This window comes from Bradyrhizobium sp. 157 (assembly GCF_023073815.1).
GTDB lineage: Bacteria > Pseudomonadota > Alphaproteobacteria > Rhizobiales > Xanthobacteraceae > Bradyrhizobium.
The window spans coordinates 1-13,829 of sequence record NZ_JADPKF010000085.1 but is presented as its reverse complement, the minus strand read 5'-3'; the positions used below and the strand labels follow the sequence as shown (position 1 = coordinate 13,829).

General features: G+C 57.6%; 11 protein-coding genes and 2 pseudogenes. 7 read left to right on the top strand and 6 right to left on the bottom strand.

Features of this window, described 5'->3' with window-relative positions; all coding sequences use genetic code 11:
* Positions 1 to 242, top strand: a pseudogene (locus tag IVA95_RS23020) (IS110 family transposase); the annotation flags it as partial.
* A 1,183-nt stretch (positions 243 to 1,425) separates the two neighbouring features.
* On the opposite strand, the gene IVA95_RS23015 reads toward IVA95_RS23020, so the two are convergent.
* Positions 1,426 to 1,794: a response regulator gene (locus tag IVA95_RS23015; RefSeq protein WP_247512572.1), complete on the bottom strand. Its 369-nt coding sequence runs from the start codon at positions 1,792 to 1,794 to the stop codon at positions 1,426 to 1,428.
* The gene (locus IVA95_RS23010) at positions 1,787 to 3,967 is read right to left on the bottom strand and encodes a PAS domain S-box protein (protein WP_247512571.1); all 2,181 of its coding nucleotides are present in this window, start codon (positions 3,965 to 3,967) and stop codon (positions 1,787 to 1,789) included. The genes IVA95_RS23015 and IVA95_RS23010 overlap by 8 nt, the downstream gene beginning before the upstream one ends.
* Positions 3,968 to 4,290: 323 nt before the next feature.
* Between IVA95_RS23010 and IVA95_RS23005 the strand changes: the two genes are divergently transcribed.
* The 4 genes from IVA95_RS23005 (at position 4,291) to IVA95_RS22985 (ending at position 9,097) form a co-directional block, all read left to right on the top strand.
* Positions 4,291 to 5,052: a sulfite exporter TauE/SafE family protein gene (locus IVA95_RS23005; protein WP_247512570.1), complete on the top strand. Its 762-nt coding sequence runs from the start codon at positions 4,291 to 4,293 to the stop codon at positions 5,050 to 5,052.
* A gap of 773 nt (positions 5,053 to 5,825) precedes the next feature.
* Positions 5,826 to 6,788 carry an alpha/beta hydrolase gene (locus IVA95_RS22995; protein ID WP_247512569.1) on the top strand — a complete coding sequence of 321 codons (963 nt, stop codon included), beginning with the start codon at positions 5,826 to 5,828 and terminating at the stop codon, positions 6,786 to 6,788.
* Between the two features lie 349 nt (positions 6,789 to 7,137).
* Positions 7,138 to 7,926: an alpha/beta hydrolase gene (locus IVA95_RS22990; protein WP_247512568.1), complete on the top strand. Its 789-nt coding sequence runs from the start codon at positions 7,138 to 7,140 to the stop codon at positions 7,924 to 7,926.
* A complete protein-coding gene (locus IVA95_RS22985) occupies positions 7,919 to 9,097 on the top strand; it encodes a HAMP domain-containing sensor histidine kinase (protein WP_247512567.1) in 1,179 nt (392 codons plus the stop codon). Before IVA95_RS22990 ends, IVA95_RS22985 begins: the two co-directional genes overlap by 8 nt.
* 344 nt (positions 9,098 to 9,441) lie before the next feature.
* Here the strand turns inward: IVA95_RS22985 and IVA95_RS22980 are convergent, their stop codons facing one another.
* A complete protein-coding gene (locus IVA95_RS22980) occupies positions 9,442 to 9,723 on the bottom strand; it encodes a SemiSWEET transporter (RefSeq protein ID WP_247512566.1) in 282 nt (93 codons plus the stop codon).
* A gap of 209 nt (positions 9,724 to 9,932) precedes the next feature.
* Here IVA95_RS22980 and IVA95_RS22975 point away from each other — a divergent pair, with 209 nt between their 5' ends.
* Positions 9,933 to 10,262: a hypothetical protein gene (locus tag IVA95_RS22975; protein WP_247512565.1), complete on the top strand. Its 330-nt coding sequence runs from the start codon at positions 9,933 to 9,935 to the stop codon at positions 10,260 to 10,262.
* A 96-nt stretch (positions 10,263 to 10,358) separates the two neighbouring features.
* A complete protein-coding gene (locus IVA95_RS22970) occupies positions 10,359 to 10,805 on the top strand; it encodes a hypothetical protein (RefSeq protein ID WP_247512564.1) in 447 nt (148 codons plus the stop codon).
* A gap of 120 nt (positions 10,806 to 10,925) precedes the next feature.
* Here IVA95_RS22970 and IVA95_RS22965 read toward each other — a convergent pair.
* From IVA95_RS22965 to IVA95_RS22955, 3 genes and pseudogenes are all read right to left on the bottom strand, one after another.
* Positions 10,926 to 11,137, bottom strand: a pseudogene (locus IVA95_RS22965) (DUF3072 domain-containing protein).
* Between the two features lie 415 nt (positions 11,138 to 11,552).
* Positions 11,553 to 11,732, bottom strand: coding sequence for a hypothetical protein (locus IVA95_RS22960; RefSeq protein WP_247512562.1), 180 nt, complete (start codon positions 11,730 to 11,732; stop codon positions 11,553 to 11,555).
* A gap of 786 nt (positions 11,733 to 12,518) precedes the next feature.
* Positions 12,519 to 13,088: a hypothetical protein gene (locus tag IVA95_RS22955; protein WP_247512561.1), complete on the bottom strand. Its 570-nt coding sequence runs from the start codon at positions 13,086 to 13,088 to the stop codon at positions 12,519 to 12,521.
* Between the last annotated feature and the right edge of the window lie 741 nt (positions 13,089 to 13,829).

Sequence of the window (13,829 nt, the reverse complement as noted above, 5' to 3'; positions counted from 1 at the left end):
AGGACAATCGCTACCTGCGCGCGCTGTTCGTGCAAGCCGCGTGGGTTGTGCTGGTCAAGATCAGGTGTTGGGAGCGCTATGGCCTCAACTCTTGGATCCAAGCCGCCAAGAAACGATTGCATCACAACGTGCTGGCGATTGCGCTCGCCAACAAGCTCGCCCGAATTGCCTGGGCGGTCCTCAACAAGGGACGCGCCTTCGCGAGCGTCAAGACGGAGGAGACGGCGTCCCGACCTGCTTGACCCTCGCGCCGTGCGCGGGGCCGTCAAGACGCAGCCTGGCAGCAGAGAGCAAGACGTCAGGACAGCACGACGGCCGGCCTTGACGACCCCTTGCGCGCGACGCGTCTGCGCGCGCAGGCCGGGACGAAGGAACGACCGCCAGGCACGAACAAAGGAACAGCGCGAAGTGAGGAGCTATCGATGACGTAACAACACCCTTACCCGCCGAGGTCTGCGAGAGGATGAGACGACGATGGAGAATCGGTCTTTCCCGGCGCATGCGAACACTGGTGACCCAAATGGCCCGGTCGAGGCCTGTCCGCTAACCAGATCACATGCGCGCTGATATCCATGATGGCCCGGAGCACTGTGCTCCAAGCAGAGGCCGGATACATTGATGCAAGACCGCATCTGCCAGGTTGACGAAACCTCTTGCAACGCGCGGCCGGACCATACATTCGGGTCAATCACATCATTTTGGCTCTCGGCCGGCTATTTCCGCTCTTCCCCTGTAAACGAACGACGTATTGGGCGGTCGTCGTGTCTCAAAGGTGCCAAAAAGCCGGCCTCCGGACCCTCGCGAACGAGCGCGATCTAAGAGTCTAGCACTGCATTGGCTGGCTGATCCTGTGCTAAGCTGACACCCAATGCCGAGCCGGTTTGGACGGGTCATGAGCGCGCCCCGGAAGCTTGCTGCCATCCTAGTCGCCGATGTGGCGGGCTATTCCCGGCTGACCGGTATTGACGAAGAGGGCACGCTTAAGCGCCTGCGCAAGCGAGACAAACATGCTTACCCTGGTGCTTGCCCACTGACAGTGCTCGAGCAGAGTACTAAACGGTGCCGTCAGGACGAAGAATCTTAGCCGAACAGAATCGATCAATTTTTTTCGGATCATTGGCCCGACATACTGAGGCAAACCATTGCGCTAGGGCAATGCTAATCTTGCGGGACAAACGGCGCCCGCTCCATTGTGAGAGGCTGGCCAAACATTTCGGGAGATATTCCCCATCACCCGACCATCCGATCCGCCTGCTAAAACCATGTCTTTTTGCTCGTAACGCAAATTCGCTAAAACGTCGTAAGCGGTCCCTCATACCCCTCCCGGGCGCCTCTGCCAGCGGAGCGTTGCACAAAAAGCCGAGTTAACTGACCGTCGCTACTGAAGGCAGAAGGAAGTCCGTGCCATGGTGTTGCGCCACAGAACTACAACTCAAGCACTATCACCGACTGAATTTTCTCTTGCAATTGCAAGATCGTAAAGGGCTTCGCAATCGCAGAACAGTGCCGAAACTCCTCTGGAATTCCTGCCCCGCCGTAGCCGGTGCTGAACAGAAACGGAATTCGCCGTTGACTAAGAATGCGAGCTACCGGGAAGACGAATTCACCGTTCAGATTTACATCGAGCAGTGCAAAATCAAGCGCTTCCATGCTCGCCACTTTGCAAGCCTCGCCAAGACGCGCAACCGAGGCGACCACGTCGAAGCCAATTTCGGCGAGCATATCTTCAATAAGAAGGGCGATGGCTCCTTCATCCTCAACCAGGAGGGCTCTGCGGCCTGAGAAATCACCCATTCCCGGCGTGTCCCGCAACTGGGATCAGCATGCGGCAGTGAATGCCTTCGGGTTCGAACGTTAAGTCGAATTCGCCGGCCAGATCACGTTCGACGCAGCGCTCCATCAAGCGGGTGCCGAAGCCGCGGCGCTTGATCGGCTTAACCAATGGCCCGCCCTTTTCCTGCCAAGTGAAATCAAGCAGGGTGCGAGCCGTATCTTCCCGAACCGTCCACCGTGCTGCAACGAATCCCTGCGATGAGGATAATGCGCCGTATTTGGTAGCATTGGTGAGGAGTTCGTTCAGGACCATTGTGACGCTCAGGGCTGTGCGTGCGTCGATATCCACATGAGGACCTTCGATAATAAATCGGTCGTCGTGCCTTACCGCAGCGAAAATGTCTTCCATCAACTTCTCAATTGGCGCGTCCTGCCAATTTCGCTTCGTGAGCAGATCATGCGCGCGCGCGAGTGCCATGACCCGGCCCTCGAACGTGCCGGTGAAATCTTCAAGGCTTTTCGCATGATGCGCGGTTTGCCTAGCGAGGGACTGAACGGTCGCCAGTGTGTTCTTGACTCGATGATTGAGCTCGTCGATCAGCACCTTTTGGCTGTTCTCCGCGCGCTTGCGCTCGGTGATGTCCACGAGCATGTTGATGGCGCCGACCAGATTGCCGGCCGCATCCCGCAACGGCGTGGGATAAGGGATGAACGGAACGCGGGTGCCATCCGGGCGCTCGGCGACCGCTTCCATGCCGATGACCGGACGATTTTCCCTGAGCGCAATTGCCATCGGGCACTCATGATGCGGCAGGGGGCTGCCGTCCGGCCAGTACAGTTTCCAGGTAACGCACCATTCGTCGCCAGCTTGGGGCGCTCTGCCGGCCATTTCGACAGCGGCCTTGTTGTAGAAGGTGATCAGTCCTTTTGCGTCCGTCGTATAGACGGCTGCTGGTAGCGCTTCCAGCAGATCGCGCATATGCTGCTCGCTGTCGCGAATGCGGTCCTCCATCTGCTTGGTATCGGTCACGTCTTGAAGGACGCGCACGCCATAGCGGAAGTTGCCGCTGCAATCACGAACGGAAGAGCTGAAAACGTCGAGGTAGCGGATGGTGCCGTCCGGTCTTAGCGCACGTTTGCGAATTGAATAGTTCGCTATCTCGCTACGGGTCTGACGCGAATAGAGCTCCGCATCTTCGGCCCTGTCCTCCGGATGGGTGTAGTCTGCGAAGCTCATCCGAAGCAGTTGTTCCCGGGAGTACCCTGTGATTTTGCAAAGGGCATCGTTTACGCGGAGCAGACGTCCAGCGTGGTCCGCCTCGGCTATTCCCATGCTTGCGGCTTCGTATGTCGCGGCAAGGCGCGCATCACTTGCCTCACGCGCGGCCTGTGCTTCACGCAGGTTGGTTACGTCGGTCGTGAAGCAGCGCGTATTGACGAACTTTCCGTCCGCAATGCGACTGTTCGACGTGATGAGGACGTGCTTGATCGAACCATCTTTCGCGCGCAGGCGGGCAGGGTAGCGATCGAGATTCTGGCCACAGGACAGGCGGTGAAGGATGTCTCCAATGACATGGGCGTCGGCGTGAAACTCAGCGATTTCATGACCGATATACTCATCTGCCCGATAGCCGAGAAGCTCGAGTTCCGCCTTGTTGGCACGCAGGACAATCCCTTTACTGTCAACGATATGCAGACCGACCGCGCTGTTCTCGAAAAAATCCTCCAGATCCCGGGTTTTTCGTCGAACATCCTCTTCGATTTGCTTGCGCTCCGTGATGTCCTGAAAGCAATTGATGGCGCCCTGGATGCGACCGGCGTGGTCCCTGAGCGCACGAATATTGACGAGCGCTGTAAACCGGGAGCCATTCGGGCGCTCCATAATGACTTCGGCATTCCGAGTGGCTGTACCGACTTGAACAGCCGTTGCCATCGGACAATCGGCGTGAGCAAGCGGCGTGCCGTCCATCAGGAAAAGGCGATGCGAGCCGCAAAAGCGCTCTTTGGCGCTTACGTTTGGCGTGCGTCCCCACAATTCGACGGCTTCATTGTTGTATCGAACAAGCCATCCGTCCTTGTCACAGACGTAAACAGCGCCCGGGATGGCATCCAGCGCGTTTGGGCTCGCGGCCACGAGTGCCTCATACTCCGTCAGCATTCGCACTGAGAGGGGAAGTTCCTCGACGTTAGACACGGGAAAATTCCTTCTGCTAAATGGCTTTCGTGGAACTCATAGGAATTGCTTATAATGAATTTTGGAAGGCTAGTCTCCTTCGCCTTTGGCCGGGTTTGCCTATAGCGAGGACGCCGAAACACGAGCGGAAGAAGTTCCATAGCTACCCCATGGGCGGACTTCGATGATGCGGTTATCGCGTCAGGTTGAGATGAACCTAAGTTGTCGCGACCCTTGCAAGGCCGCAGTCAAAGCCGATAAAGTGCTGACTGGGGATGTCGCAGCCTCCCCGTAAAGTGGTGACCCCATGCAAGCGCTGCTCGCTTTCCTATGGAGCGAGCATCATGGATGGGAACCTCTTACTTCTCTTCGTTCTTGCAACATTTTTTGGCGGCTTCGTCAGCGGCTTCTCCGGATTCGCGATGGGCTTGGTCGTGTCCGGCATATGGCTGCACATCATCACGCCGATTCAGACCGCCGCCTTGATTGCCGGCTACGGGCTACTCACGCAAGGTTACGGCATCGCAAAACTGCGTCATGAGTTGAGCTGGCAAGACCTTTGGCCGCTTACGCTGGGTACGGCAATCGGCATCCCAATCGGCGTGGTGTTGCTGACCCATATCAATCCGACCTATCTGCGTTTCGGCGTCGGAGTGCTGCTCGTCCTGTATGCGACGTACAGCCTTGTACGCCCACCCATAAAGCCAATGAAGATCAGCGCGCCTGCCGACGTTGCCATTGGAATTTCCAACGGGTTGCTCGGAGGCCTCACCGGTCTCGGCGGCATCATCTCAACCATCTCCTGCCAGTGGCGCGGATGGTCAAGGGACAAGCAACGCTCCGTGTTTCAGCCGGTGCTGTTTGCGGCATTTGTGATCATCTCGATCTCGCAACTCATCTCAGGGTCATACACGGTTGGAACCCTCAAATTGTACGGCATCGGGCTTCCGTTCATGATTGCCGGCATATGGATCGGCTTCAAACTCTACGGAACAATCAACGACGAAACCTTTCGCAAGGCGGTGTTGATACTGGTTCTCCTGGCCGGCATGTCACTGATCCTTTCGGCATTGGGACTTATGCCTGTCTCCCAAAATCGAAATTGAAGCCCAACCCAGCGCGGACGCTGCGCGTCACCGCGATCTGGCCCGCGCTCGCAGAGAAAGTTACGCCATCAATGGGACGCTCCTCGCCACATCAGATCGATTTCGCGCAATGGGGCGCCGCTGGCAATGGCTGCTGCCCGCCGGCGAACGGACATTGAGCGGGGGCGCGAGTCCGCTCTTTGCGCTGGTAGACCGCCAGGTTCGGCCGTCCGAACCTTGGTTAACTCTCATGTAACGCCTGCGCGATATCCGCGATCAGATCCGACGGGTGCTCGATGCCGATCGACAGCGGGATAGTGGAGTCGAGAACGCCTATTTTCTGTCGGATATCAGCCGGATTAGCGTAGCAAGCAGTTCGCTTGGCTCCAGGCGCTTCGCAGCGCTCATTCACGCTGCCGGCCTTCCGCTATGTCGCCTTGTCACGCGTAAAATGACCTGTCTGCGCTCTAAACTTTTCGCCCGCCTCTCCGCGATGTCTGCTAGGCGAGGCAAAGCGGAGATGGTCCAGAGCCGCAAGGACGTCCGCTCACGACCCAACTCAGTCTGTGGGTGCCATGGCCCTGGGTCGCTTGAGTTGCGGTGTTGCTAGTTGCTTCAATCCGGCTCCAGATTAGCCCTGATCGCGAGGAACGAACCTGAGTGTTGACTGTTCATTCTGCGCGGCAACACTTCTTGGATTCTCCCGGATTTCGTGCACGCCCTTTAGAGTGCATACGATGACCGCAACCCACCTACGGACCCGCTCGCTAAGATCCCTTGCCCATAAAGGAAGTATGATCCCCCAAGCGCATCCTTATGCAGCAGCTGCAGTCGCGACTGCAGGAGCTTTGGCTATATTGGCCTTGGTGAACCGCCGCCTGGCAAAGAATGCTGAAAACGACAATCCTCCCGTTGGCCAATTCCTGGAGGTAGGCGGCGTCCGGCTTCACTATGTCGAACGTGGCGCAGGCGCGCCGCTGGTCCTGCTGCACGGCAATGGCAGCATGATCCAGGATTTCGAAGCCAGCGGTTTGATCGATTTAGCCGCCAAGAAATATCGCGTTATCGTTTTCGATCGTCCCGGCTTTGGCCATAGTGATCGGCCGCGCAATGTTGTCTGGACTCCGGCAGCTCAGGCTGAGCTGATTAACAGCGCATTTCAACGGCTGGGCGTCTCGCATGCAATCGTTTTAGGGCACTCCTGGGGCGCCTCCGTCGCCGTCGCGCTGGCACTCAAATATCCGAGGCTGGTCCGAGGCCTGGTTCTCGCCTCGGGATATTATAATCCGACTTTGCGTCCTGACGTCCTTGCTCTATCCGCCCCCGCACTGCCTTTAGTGGGCGATATCTTGCGCCACACCATCTCGCCGATTGTAAGCCGAGTGATGTGGCCGTTCTTGATGACAAAAATATTTGGTCCGCGGTCCGTGCCTAGCAAGTTTGAGGGTTTCCCGAAAGAGATGGCCCTTCGTCCTTCTCAGATTCGCGCTTCAGCCGCGGAGTCGGCACTTATGATTCCGGATGCATTTCACTTTCGCGAGGAGTACGCAAATTTGAAGATGCCCGTGGTCATCGTCGCAGGGGACGGAGACCGATTGGTTGACATTGATGCGCAATCGACACGGTTGCACCGCGACGTCGCCCAAAGCAGTTTTCACCGCCTTCCCGGAACCGGCCACATGATCCATCACACCGCAACCGGTGTAGTCATGTCTGCAATCGAGGAAGTGGCGAGCACGAGGTCCGCGTTGGGCTGACAGAAACCGTCGAGGAAGCAAATGAAGCAAAGCCGACTGTCTTCTGACGAGGTATTTATGCCGATGTGGCACGAAAAGCACTTGCGGGTCGCAACTCGCGCCGCTGTGCCGCGCACACCAGCGCCGATGCCAGCATCCGTTCCTGCTCCCTCGGCGCGGTCATCCACGCCATCGCGATCGGCGATCGCGGGCTAGAACCTGTCGTTGCGGCGGGGTGGTCGGCCGCGACGGCGGTCGGTGCAGCGGCCGGCGCCGCCACCGGCGGAATGCCATCTGCATTTGCCGGTAGCTGATTGCGGACCAAAGGCTTGAATATGAAGGCCGCCGACGCTCGTACCTAGGAACGTCCATGTCAGTTGCAAAGCGAAACAACATCCAGGTTCGCGGTAGCGGTCCAATAGCCATGGTGTTTGCTCATGGCTTTGGATGCGACCAGAACATGTGGCGCTTCGTTGCTCCGGAATTTGAGCGCGATTATAGAACTGTTCTGTTCGATCATGTCGGGGCCGGACATTCAGACTTGAACGCCTACGATCCCGCTCGATACTCAAGTCTCCAAGGTTACGCGGACGATTTGCTCGAAATTGGTCGCGAGCTGCGTCTGGAGAATGCAGTATTCGTTGGCCATTCGGTGAGTGCGATGATCGGCGCTCTGGCTTCGCTCCAGGATCCTGCCATGTTCGGTAGCCTCATCATGGTGGGCCCTTCTCCCCGCTACATCGACGATGGCGCCTACAAGGGCGGATTTAGCGCGCAACAGATCGAAGAATTGCTGTCCTTTCTGGAAGAAAACCATATGGGCTGGTCTGCGCAGATGGCGCCGGCCATCATGGGAAATCCCGACCGCCCGGAGCTCGGCGAGGAACTGACCAACAGTTTTTGCAGCGCCGATCCGGAGATTACCAGGGCCTTCGCCCGCGTGACCTTCATGTCCGATAACCGTGCCGATCTCCCGAGAATATCGGCGAGAACGCTTGTGCTTCAGTGCAGCGAGGACATCATCGCCGGCCAGCAAGTCGGTGAATACGTGCAAAAGCACATACCGCGCAGCGAGCTGGTGCTGCTCAAGGCAACCGGCCATTGTCCGAACCTGAGCGCGCCTGACGAAGTTATCGCGGCGATCCGTGCATTTGTCTGATCCCAGCCACGATCGCGATCCGCCGCCGGTCGAAGACCTCGACGACCTCTACGAGAACGCGCCTTGCGGATACCTTTCCCTACGCCCCGACGCGCGGATCGCGAAAGCTAACCGGACATTGGCGACCTGGATGGAGTATGAGCCGGCGGAAATACCGGGCAAGCCGATGACCGATCTGCTCACCATGGCAGGAGGCATCTTCTTCGAAACTCATGTTCGTCCCCTGCTGCGCATGCAAGGCTTCTTCAACGAATTTGCAATCGATATGGTGACCAGATCGGGAAACCGCATTCCTATGCTTGCCAATGCGGTTGAGCGGCGCGACGAAGCTGGCGGACTTCTGTTTACGCGCCTCACGATTTTCCGGGCGACCGACAGGCGACGGTTCGAACGCGAGTTGCTGGACGCACGCGCCGCTGCCGAAGCCGCGCATCAGCAGAGCGAACAGCTCAGAGTGCTGACGGAAGCAAGCCTCAGGGCCGAGCGTGAAACGGCCGAACTGCGCGAACAGTTCATTGCGGTGCTGGGCCATGACCTTCGTAATCCGCTAGCCTCGCTATCGGCAGGGGCCCGCATGATGTTGAAGGTCAGATCGCCAGAGGAGGCGGTCAAGTTCGAAGCCATGATGCAAAACAGCATCGCGAGAATGGCAAAGATGATCGACAGCGTGATGGATTTTGCGCGGGGCCGGATGGGAGGCGGCCTCACGCTTGGCGAACGCGCGTTCCAGGCCCTCGAACCTGTGCTCGACCAGGTGGTGGCCGAGTTGGCCTCAGCGCATCCTGAGCGCAGCATCGAAACGCATTTCGACCTTGGAACGCCGGTTTACTGCGACGCCCCGCGTATCGCGCAGCTGTTCTCAAATTTGCTCGGCAATGCAATTACCCACGGCGCCCCGAATGCGCCTATCCGGATCGAGGGCCAGGTGCGGAATCAAAGCTTTGAATTGTCCGTTGCGAATGCCGGTCAGCCAATTTCGGAGAAGGCCATGGAGCGGCTGTTTCAGCCTTTCTATCGCGGGGAGGTTCGCCCGTCCCAGCAGGGGCTCGGCTTGGGACTGTATATTGCGTCGGAGATCGCGAAAGCACATGGCGGCACGCTTGCGGTGACGTCCGTACAGGATGAAACACGCTTTACATTCAGCATGCCGTTGGCACCGCCGGCTTTATAGAGCGCGTGAGCTCCCTGGTCGCCGGATACTGACGTCGGGTGGTGTTTCGGAGCCATGGTGAGGTAGCATCCGACGGATGAAACAATACCACGTCCCGCCCGTAGGCCTCGGCTGGCCACTGAGCTTTCGTGATAGCCACCGACCCGGAATGGCTCGTAGAATTCGTGGGTTGAAAAGAGTTTCTGCCCCGATCTTAGCTAGTGCACCTAGCGCGATGGTTGACACCGTGCTCGCCACAGAACCTGTCATGAGCGTGGAAGCGACAATTCTGACGATCTATCCATGCCGCTCTGACCTAATTCTAAAAGCCAGCAACAACCCGCTTCTGCAATCGATAGTTTCGGTTAAGCTTTGCGGTGTTCTCTCAGCTTGAAATAAAGGATGCCCAGCAACAGGCACAGGCTCACAGCATTAGCAATGATGATTACGATGTCCTGCTGCAGGAACCCATATACTATCCAGGTCGCCACACCCAACGCCAAGATCAGGAACATCTTCAGCGAGAGGTCCCCAGCCGAGCCTGTTTCCCAGCATTTCTTTAGCTGCGGGACATATGAAACGGTCGTGCAAACGGCGGCAAATAAGCCAACAGCAGTGTTCATCGAACAGAAATGAATTGCCGACATGTTCGTTCCTATAGCTGCAATTGGTTTGCGGCGCGGGCAGAAGATCGAATGCCGCGTATGTTCATCGAATCGGCATAACGAATGTTGGGTGATCTAGCGCCAGTCGCCGCGCGGCTCCAACGGCTTGCTGGAAGTGGGAACCACGGAGGAAGTGAAACATTTGATATGAGCCTTGGGAGGTTGCCGCGGACACATACGGGGACGCCATGATGAGTGACAAGGGAAAGACGATGCTCGAGGAGGCCGTCGATAAGGTCAACGATGTCGTCGAGGACCTCACGCTCAAAGCGGCCGACGCTGCGATCGAGCCCACCTCCGAGCACATTGCGCGGCATAACGAGCAAGTCCGCCTCTCTGAGACGTCAGAAATCCCTTCTCTTCCCAGTCATATCGATCCAAGCTCCGTGGAGCGTGCTGCTCGTGAACGTCAGAAGTACGTCGAGCAAATCGTCGCAGCGGCTGCAAACTCAGGTCAGGTTAGGGATAAGGCTGAGGCATCGCGGCTGGTGAGGTCAAAGAGAAAGAAGGCTAGGCGCTAAGGGCCGGCACGGAGCGAGACTAACCCACGGACGAAGCAATGGGTGACAAGGCGAGTTTTAACAAGGAGGAATGGAACGTTGCTCCTGGAGAGCCCGATGATAGCGGGCATGGCCCTCACGGCGGCGGATCCTAGCGGGCTTTGGGGGCTACTAAAGGAATTGTTTGCAGGAGGCAGTGCGCTGACTCAGGCCGTCACTGGTGCCAACACAAACGCCTTGGTCAAGGCTGTGGGCACGGATTTTTCGACCGGCGAGGGACGACGCGCTGCACACGATTGCCTCAAAGCAAAGTTTGCCACTAGTCAGGCAGCTGACGTCAAGAAAACATCGATCGAGTCATTGCGAAAAATTTCTGCACTGCTCAAGGCGAAAGCTCCGGGCGAGCTGCCGCATTCAAGGTTTGGCTGTGCCAGATTAGTCAAAGCACTGCGGAGGCCGCGACCGAGGGTGGCGGTCTATTCGGAATTGGCGGCGTGCAAGTCAGTGACGCTGAGAAGGCGACGCTTGCTGAAATATCAACTGCTATGGGAGCATGAGGTATAGAAGGTAAAACTCGACAGCAGTTATACTGCTCTAAGGAACGTCCGCCGGCAGCAGGGTACCCGCCCGCAGCTTTTCTACGTTTGGGGCAATCTTCTCCGTCATCACCTTGGGTCCAGGCCTCTAAACGACGTGGGCTCTCTCACGCATCTCGTCAATCAGCTTGACGCCTCCGCCTTCGTGAGATTCTCATTGAGCAGTTCGGGCGTTCCGGCTTGCTCGCACAGTGTCTTCAGATACGACGCTTGTGCGCCTGTCATGGGGTCGTCGCCCGAGACCCACTCGTCAGGGTCCTTCTTCGTGTTGTCGGTCGGTTCGTTTTTTGGATTACTCATGATGATGCTCCCGCGGATCGAGCGAATAACGCATGTGTTCGCTATGCGTTCCTGTCACCTCCTATTAGCGTGTGATCCCTTTTCACCTCTCCTCGTCTGGGTGAACCCACTTGCACGGCGTGACGTCGCGCGTCTGGGTCAGCTTGATTAAATGCACCGGCGGCGCGGTTCGGCCCTTCCGCCATGGATGGCGTATGATCCTAACTCGGGCGGGCGCGCAACGAGAATTCACGCGCGCTCATTGCGAGGCTACACCCTGGTGAATCCGCGCGCAGCATGACCATCAGTAAATCGCTCGACAAGTTCCGCCACGCGGTCACGTCAGGAATGGTGCAGCCGCGTGGCTGGTTCTATTTGCGCAGGAAAGAATGGTGAAAATTGCGACAGACCGTACCCCGGCCCGTCGCACCGTGGGTTAAGCGCGCGTTGATAGGGACACGCCAAGCTTTGCAGCCATGACGCTGGTGGCACCGGGAGTCCGCTTCAACGCTTTTGCGATCTTGGCGACGCCTGACTTGGATTTTGCCATCGTCTTCATTGTTCGAACATCGTCCTTTGTCCACGCGCGGCGGACTACTTTCTTAGCTTTTGCCATTCTTACTCCGAATCATATTGGGCAGTGCCGGGCTTCTATCATGACTTTCTGCGTTGCGACCAAGAACAAACTTTCATTGCGAGAATGTGAATGCGATCTCGCTACGTGAAAACGAGATATGTGATCTAAATTACTGTCATTGGTCGGAGAATGCGGTCATGTACCTCCCTTATCAAGGGGACGTCGCAGCATGGACGATCGATTTTACAGGAATAGAGCGCGCGTCCTCCGGGAACTTGCGGCGGAGGCAGACCCATTAATCAAAGGACGGCTGTTGCGTCTTGCGGACAATTACGACGATATCACCACAACGCAGACAGCGCGTGATCAAGCGTCAAAGAGGCCAGAGCAAAGTGCCCACGTCGATCGTCGCGAAAACGAGCAATTTCTTTCTGCGCTTCGACAGGCGTGGGGCGCCGCGCCCCGGGGCACATCCGATCTTGACAGTTTAGGGTCTTAGACTGGCGGGTCCTAAAACTTGCTCATCCGCAAAATGGGAAACGGAAGACGGAGGCTTCGTTGCCGTCCAAGGTCTTAGGACCCTTAACCGCTTAAATCTCTCTCGACTTCACCGCTCTTCGTCAGGGGTAACCCACTTGGTGAGGTTTTTCGGGGCTGATCCTCCCTGCGAGGGCTGCTTGTTTGGAACAACTGCCAATCTATTGAAATCGCTAGAGAGCGTTTTTAGCTTTTTTCAAATGCGGCTTGGCACTCTGCTCAGCGGCCGGATTCGGGGAGGGGGCTCTCGTCTTGGCGGTCTTCCAGGCCCGCGTCGGGATGGAAGAATTAGCGCACGCCAGCGATGATTGCCGCTACCCGCCGGGAATTCTGGTCAACTACGACAAGGTCCTTTCCAGCTATCATATATTGGCTGCCCCAGTATCCGTCCAGCACCTGGGTAGCTTCTGGCGGAAGGTCGGCCAGCTCGGTTTGACGGGGCACCGACGTGCCGATCATCATCTCGAAGTTCGGGCGGTCTATCTTCGGTCCTCCTGCGGAAGAGAAGATAGCCCGCAACTTGTCCCGCTGCTCCTGGGTGAGTGAGACGGGCTGCGAACTCTGCTTGATGTTGCGCGCCCGACCCCCGGAGCGATCTTCCGTACCAGCAGGGTCATTCTTGGCGACTGCACTCTCCGCTTCGCGCTGCGTCGGGACACTTGTACCTACCGTGGTGGCTGCGGTCCCCTTGTCGGCCCCCGTGGAGGGCCGACCCAAGTAGTCAGTTGTGCCCAGCAGCTGCGGCACTGCAAACCATGCAAACAGCCCCACGAACACAACGGCCGCGATGACTGAACCGCCCAACAACAGCTTGCGGGTGCCTTCCCTCTTACCATTTCGGGATAGATCCTTGGGCATTGACGTGCTCTCTCGATCTGAAAATCTCGAGGCAAACCCGAAGCAGAGCTGTTCGTTCCTATCTGCAGCCCTATTGTGTCGAGCGGTGCAGGCGGTGGGCCGCCCAACGGGCCCCACTCACATCCAGTCTGTCACAACCGGCTCCAGGGCAACGAACGAAAGAGGCGACTATGACGATCAAACTCGTTGCGTTGGTTCTTCTGTGCCTCATGGTCGGTACGGCGGTGGCTCAGGAGCCTAAGGTCACGTCACTCATGTCTAAGGATCTTCCGGAGAATCCCGGCAGGGAGCTCTGATGATCACAGTCGAGCATGCGCCCGGCGGGTCGAGCGCTATCCACCGACACAATGCACATGCTTTTTTTACGTGCTGGAGGGCTCCGTTGTGATGCAGCTGAAGGGTGGACAACAGGTGACACTGACACCCGGACAGCCTTCTATGAAGGCCCTGATGATGTTCATGTCGTCGACCGGAATACAAGCGGCACCCAGCCGGCGAAATTCCTGGTGCTCTTGATCAAAGACAAGGGCGCCCCGGCGCTCGTGCCCGCACAGTGACTGTTACAACCCAAGTACACGAAACTGACTGCGGGAAACCACCTGCCTGATGTTTGCTGCGATGCATGGGTCCGCTTGTGACCCTGGCTGTTCTCTAATTCCGGGCCTGCGGTCAAGACTCTCCAAACACATCCTTGCCGGGTTCATGGTTCTCTCCGCGGTAGGGGCATGCCCTCCGCATGAT

Excerpts from the sequence above, each read along its gene's own strand:
- IVA95_RS22955 (WP_247512561.1), bottom strand. The coding sequence starts at position 13,088 with ATGCCCAAGGATCTATCCCGAAATGGTAAGAGGGAAGGCACCCGCAAG.
- IVA95_RS22980 (WP_247512566.1), bottom strand. The coding sequence starts at position 9,723 with ATGTCGGCAATTCATTTCTGTTCGATGAACACTGCTGTTGGCTTATTT.
- IVA95_RS22995 (WP_247512569.1), top strand. The coding sequence starts at position 5,826 with ATGATCCCCCAAGCGCATCCTTATGCAGCAGCTGCAGTCGCGACTGCA.
- IVA95_RS22960 (WP_247512562.1), bottom strand. The coding sequence starts at position 11,732 with ATGGCAAAAGCTAAGAAAGTAGTCCGCCGCGCGTGGACAAAGGACGAT.
- IVA95_RS23015 (WP_247512572.1), bottom strand. The coding sequence starts at position 1,794 with ATGGGTGATTTCTCAGGCCGCAGAGCCCTCCTGGTTGAGGATGAAGGA.
- IVA95_RS23005 (WP_247512570.1), top strand. The coding sequence starts at position 4,291 with ATGGATGGGAACCTCTTACTTCTCTTCGTTCTTGCAACATTTTTTGGC.
- IVA95_RS22990 (WP_247512568.1), top strand. The coding sequence starts at position 7,138 with ATGTCAGTTGCAAAGCGAAACAACATCCAGGTTCGCGGTAGCGGTCCA.
- IVA95_RS22970 (WP_247512564.1), top strand. The coding sequence starts at position 10,359 with ATGATAGCGGGCATGGCCCTCACGGCGGCGGATCCTAGCGGGCTTTGG.
- IVA95_RS22975 (WP_247512565.1), top strand. The coding sequence starts at position 9,933 with ATGAGTGACAAGGGAAAGACGATGCTCGAGGAGGCCGTCGATAAGGTC.